This window comes from Frankia sp. AgKG'84/4 (assembly GCF_023242965.2).
In the GTDB taxonomy this organism is placed as follows: domain Bacteria; phylum Actinomycetota; class Actinomycetes; order Frankiales; family Frankiaceae; genus Frankia.
The window spans coordinates 1-4,523 of sequence record NZ_JALKFU020000430.1; the positions used below are offsets into that span (position 1 = coordinate 1).

5 protein-coding genes are annotated in these 4,523 nt (G+C 72.3%); 4 read left to right on the forward strand and 1 reads right to left on the reverse strand.

From position 1 onward, the window contains the following. On the reverse strand, positions 1–570 hold a 570-nt coding region (locus MXD58_RS20610), incomplete at its 3' end, for a DUF4062 domain-containing protein (protein WP_250609753.1). Between the two features lie 212 nt (positions 571–782). On the opposite strand from MXD58_RS20610, the gene cobT reads away from it, so the two are divergent. The 4 genes from cobT to MXD58_RS20630 all read left to right on the forward strand — a co-directional run. Further along, positions 783–1,916 (forward strand): nicotinate-nucleotide--dimethylbenzimidazole phosphoribosyltransferase, encoded by a 1,134-nt coding sequence (gene cobT, locus MXD58_RS20615; protein ID WP_248837199.1) that lies wholly within the window; start codon positions 783–785, stop codon positions 1,914–1,916. Between the two features lie 16 nt (positions 1,917–1,932). Beyond that, complete coding sequence (locus MXD58_RS20620) at positions 1,933–2,763, forward strand: adenosylcobinamide-GDP ribazoletransferase (RefSeq protein ID WP_250609754.1); 831 nt, start codon at positions 1,933–1,935, stop codon at positions 2,761–2,763. Positions 2,764–3,068: 305 nt separating this feature from the next. Next, positions 3,069–3,428 carry a hypothetical protein gene (locus tag MXD58_RS20625; RefSeq protein ID WP_248837197.1) on the forward strand — a complete coding sequence of 120 codons (360 nt, stop codon included), beginning with the start codon at positions 3,069–3,071 and terminating at the stop codon, positions 3,426–3,428. A 100-nt stretch (positions 3,429–3,528) separates the two neighbouring features. After that, a partial coding sequence (locus MXD58_RS20630) for a protein kinase family protein (protein ID WP_250609755.1) occupies positions 3,529–4,523 on the forward strand: 995 nt, incomplete at its 3' end.

The window sequence follows — 4,523 nt, forward strand, 5'->3', positions numbered from 1 at the left end:
GTGCGGCTCAGGGCGGCCGGCACCGTTCGGGCCGGCGCCGTCGTAGCCAGCCCGGACGGCGGTGGCGGCGGCGCGGCGCTGGGTTTCGCGCAGTTTGACCAGGGCGTCGAGGACGGCGGTCGTCAGGTCGCCGGCGCCGCGGAAATCCGCGGTGATGATGCCGGAGTCGCGCAGCCGGTCGCGGAAGGCACGCTGGCGGGCGCCATACGTCTCGTCGACGAACTCACCGAAAGGAACCTCGGCGTTGTCGTCGAGCAGGAACACCAGCCGGGGTATCCCCGCGGCCGTCGCGGCCTCGAACTCCAGCTCGGTGTGGGACACGTCGGGCCGGCCAGGCACCGGCGAGCCGTACCGGAAGCCGATGAGCCCCAGGTACACCTCGGACGCACGGACGGTGCGCACGCAGAACTCGGCCGGGTCGGCGTCCTGGGCGCCGAAGTACGCCATGTCGATGACCCGGTCGCCGGCGAGCGCGACGGCCCGCTCGGCGGCGGCGACGAACGAGCGTTCCCGGGGGAAGCGGCGCAGCTCGGCGGTGTGGCTCAGGAAGATCCGCCGCGCGCCGGACACCGGCGGCTCGCCGTCCGGGTCCGTGGGTCGATGTGGTCCAAGGGACCACGACGAGCCCGCCGAAATGGCCACAACCGGCAACGTATCCGATTCAATCCGCGATGTGCAGCTCACGTCGTCCGGCCGGTGGAACGGCCGGAGAGTGCTGATGCCACGGTCGGCTGCCGGGACGGGTGCCAGGGCCGCGCGGGCCATCGGGTAGTAAGGACCTCGTGGATTCCCATGACACGGCCGATGCCGTACTCGCCATTCCGGCGCTGGACGCCGAAGCGATGGCGGCGGCGCGGCGCCGCCAGGCCCAGCTGACCAAGCCGCCGGGCGCGCTCGGCCGGCTCGAGGAGCTGTCGATCTGGCTCGCCGGGGTGCAGGGCACCTGCCCGCCGCGCCCGTTCGCCCGGGTCCGCGCCATCGTGATCGCCGGCGACCACGGCATCGCCGGCATCGGCGTGTCCGCCTTCCCCAGCGACGTCACCGCGCAGATGGTGGGGAACTTCGCCGCCGGCGGGGCGGCGGTCAACGTGCTCGCGCGCCAGGTTGACGCGAGCGTGCGGGTCGTCGACGTCTGCGTGGACTCCCCGGAGCCGACCGCGCCCGGCGGGGTCGACGGGCAGGCGCCGCCCGAGCGCTACCGGGTGCGCCGCTCCAGCGGGCGCATCGACCGGGAGGACGCGCTGTCCGTCGACGAGGCGGAGCGCGCCTTCGCCGTCGGCAAGCTCATCGCCGATGAGGAGATCGACGCGGGCGCCGACCTGCTCGTTCCCGGCGAGATGGGGATCGGCAACACGACGCCCGCGGCGACGATCGTCGCGCTGCTGTGCGAACGCGAGCCGATCGAGGTCGTCGGCCGGGGAACCGGCATCGACGACGAGCGCTGGATGGTCAAGACCGCCGCGATCCGCGACGCGATGCGCCGCGGCCGGCCGTTCGCCGGCAACGCCGCGTCGGTGCTGCGGGTCGTGGGCGGCGCGGACCTGTTCGCCCTCGCTGGGCTGCTGGTGCAGGCAGCCGCGCGGCGCACCCCGGTGGTTCTCGACGGGGTGATCGTCTGCGCGGCGGCGCTCGCCGCGGAGCGGATCGCGCCGGGCGCGCGGGACTGGTGGGTCGCCGGCACCCGCTCCCCCGAGCCAGCGCAAGCGCTCGCCCTGGACTCCCTCGGCCTGAGCCCGCTGCTGGACGCCGGCCTGCGCCTCGGCGAGGGCACCGGCGCGCTGCTGGCGGTGCCGATCGTGCGGGCCGCGCAGGCGACGCTGGCCGAGATGGCCACCTTCGACCAGGCGGGCGTCAGCGGGAAGGCCGCGGACATCGGCGAGGACAGCCCGGACCCGGGCCCACATGACATCACGTGACGCCGGGCCGCGCGTGATGCCGGCGACGCGGACCGCGTTCACGCTGCTCTCGGTGCTGCCGGCGCGCGGGCCGGATCGGCTGGAACGCCGGGTGGTCGGGCGGGCGCTGGCGCTCGCCCCGCTGGTCGGGCTGGTACTCGGGCTGGTGGCGGCCGTCGTGGTCGTCGGCCTGCGGATCAGCACGGGCACCCCCGGGCACCGCAACCAGACGCTGCTGCCCGCCGCCGTCGGCATCGCCGTGCTGGCGCTCGGCAGCCGGGGCCTGCACCTCGACGGCCTGGCCGACCTCGCCGACGGCCTCGGCGCCCGCCACGCGCGCGGCCGGGAACGGGCGCTGGAGGTCATGCGCGAGTCGACGATCGGTGCCTTCGGTGTGATCGCCGTCGTGTTCGTCGTGATCATCCAGGTCGCCGCGCTGAGCGCGGCGATCACCGTGCACCGCGGCACCGTGTCGCTGCTGGTCGCCGCGATGACCGGCCGACTCGCGGCCACCCTGGCCTGCACCGGCGCCACCCCCGCCGCGCAGCCAGACGGCCTCGGCGCCCTCGCGGCCGGCTCGGTCCGCGCCCGCGAGGCGGTGCTCGCCTTCCTCGGCGTGTGCGTGGTGGCCGCGCTGGCCGGCCGGTTCGACTACGACGGCGGCGACACCGCTCGCGCCGTGCGCGGCGTCATGGCCGTGTGCGTCGGGACGGTTGTGGCGTACGCGCTGCGGCGCTATGCCGTGCGCCGCCTCGGTGGGCTGACCGGCGACGTCCTCGGCGCCCTCATCGAACTGACCACCGCCGTGACGCTGCTGTTCATGGCGATGACCTTCCCGACCCCCGCTCTGACCGTCCTCGGCCGTTAGCGCCAGCCGACCACCAGCTCGACCGGCCCAACAGCTCGTCTGACCGTCGTTTACCTGGGCATTCATTGCTCCGGTCACCCAGGAAAAAGGGATTGCCTCCCAGGACGCGGGAAAGGACTATACTCGCCACGCCGGGGATCCTGAGGGTCATTCATGCGATCGGGGGTACGCGTCGGAATGCGCCTGACCTCAGAAAGAACGCAGCACGGCAGCAGGACACGTCGTTCCGAGCATGCAACCCGCCTACCCGGCCGCCGACCAATCAGGCGTCCTCTTGGAATCTACCGCGAGCCGGGTCGCCGTCGATGATCTACAAGCGTTTCGTCCTGGCCGCCGTCACCTGCGGGAACACCGGGCACCCCGGCGTTGGCCGCTTTGAGAAGCGAGACGGTTATCTCCTTCTGCTCGGCGTGTCCCGGCAGAGGCCCGGCAGCACGATCCCCCCTGACGACGCGGCGCGGGCCACCACCGACGGCCCCGCTGTCGCGATGGCCGCGGACTATCGAGGCTGTCCCAGCTGCGGTGCCGACAACATCGTCCGCTGTGACTGTGGGCATCTCTCCTGTTGGAACTCCGCCCAGCCCAGCTTCCACTGTCCTGGCTGCGGCGTGGCGGGTGTCGTGTCGGGGGTGATCGCCGGGGTCACTCCGCTCGCCAGCGGCTGACAGGGGCTCACCATGCGCGTCCGCCGTCGGACCGGCCGCGGGAATGCCCAGCCCGACAGTCCGTCCACCGTCATGCGGTACTGACCTGGAGCTTCACCACGTGGAGACCGTGCAGGGAAGCTACGGAACCTATGTCGTGCGCGAGGAGCTGAGTCGTGGCGGCATAGGCTCGATCCACCGCACAGGCGATCCTGGTCTTGTCTTCAAACGCTACTTCGACCCGGACCGGGCACCGTCCCGAGAGAACCTGGAAAGGCTGGTCAAGATCGGCCGCGCCGTTTCCGCAAGTGTCGGCGCAAAGGTCGGGGGTACACCCGAGTCCTCGGTGAACTGGCCGGTCGATGTGGAGATCGGGCCGCAGGGCAGAGTCAGTGGCGTGGTGTTGCCCATCATTCCGAAGAACCTCTTCCACGAGGAGTTCGATGGGGTGCGCACGCTTGACTTCCTCGTGATGGCGCGCGCCAGACCGCCGGCGGCCAAGGGACGAATCGCCCTCCTGATGCGCATGGCGGAGATCCTCAGCTTCGTGCACAGCCGCGGACTTGTGCACGGCGATGTGAACGGCAAGAACCTGGCGTGGTCGGTGGCGCCACGGCCGGTGATGTACCTGATCGACTGCGATGGCATGGTGCCGCAGACGCCCGCGCCCACCGAGGGCGTACAGGCGATAGGTTGGGCAGACCCGCGCCTCGTCGAACGCCGGATCCCGGCTCACGATCACCGCAGCGACTGGTACGCGCTGGCGCTGGCGATGTATCGCGGCCTGCTGCTCACCCCGGGCCGGCTGGACCGGGCGCAGGACGGCAGCTGGCCCGCCCCGAAGAAGATTCCGAAGGACTTTCCCACCCCACTGGCCGACCTGATCCGCCGCGGTCTCGAGCCGACTGACGCCGACCGTCGCCCGGCCCCGCAGGAATGGGTGAGGGTGCTACGCGAGACATACCTGCCGGCCGGCTCCTTCGATAACGCGTCGGTCGAGGCGCTCGACCGCGCGAGCGCACCGCCGCCAACACGGCCCACAACGGTCATTCCCCCGCCGGCGAGCGGCCGGCCGAACACCGCCCGGCCAGCACCCACCGCCCCGCGGCCCGCTCC